The sequence below is a fragment of the Chitinimonas sp. BJB300 genome (assembly GCF_002735695.1).
Classification (GTDB): Bacteria; Pseudomonadota; Gammaproteobacteria; order Burkholderiales; family Chitinimonadaceae; genus Chitinimonas.
Genome location: NZ_PDZH01000361.1, coordinates 1 through 588, shown reverse-complemented (window position 1 = coordinate 588; position 588 = coordinate 1). Strand labels below are relative to the sequence as shown.

1 protein-coding gene is annotated in these 588 nt (G+C 62.6%); it reads right to left on the bottom strand.

Annotation, left to right across the window (positions count from 1 at the left end):
• A partial coding sequence (locus tag CSQ89_RS21850; RefSeq protein WP_139023197.1) for a replication endonuclease occupies positions 1-588 on the bottom strand: 588 nt, incomplete at both ends.

Below are 588 nucleotides of genomic sequence, written 5' to 3'. Positions count from 1 at the left end.
CGGCTTCGTAGTCGTCACCCATGGCGAGGTGTTCGCCGTCTTCGCGGCGCTGTTCGCTTTTACCGTCGAGGTTCTTGGTCAGGTATTTGGTGAGGTAAGCGACGGCCCCACCGACGCGGCTACCATCGGCTAGCACTTGGGCCGGGTTCATGACCTGGCAGTTGAACCGCACGCTGGTGGCGGGCACCTTGTGCCATTTGCCGGCTTCCTTGTTCCACACCTTGCCGGTCAGCTCTTCGGGGTAGGCTTGGCAGGCGTAATCCTGAAACAACGCCACAAAGCGCGTGAGGGCTTCGGGTTCGCCAAACAGCATCATGTGCCAATGCGGGCAGGCATCGGCATGCGGTTCGGTGGTGCGCAGGCCATACACGCGCAAGCCACGGCGGTCGGCCGCTGCCCGCACCTTGCCCCAGGTCTGGCACAGGTAATCGTTGGCTTGCTTGGGGGTGGGTTTGCCAGCCGCCACCCAGGCCGGGTTGATAATCTGCGTAAACGCCCGTTTGCCGCGCTTGCGCTTGTTGCTGATGGTCTTGCTCGGGTGGTAAGCACTCGGGGCCGTCACGGTAACGAAAACCGCTGTATGGCCCA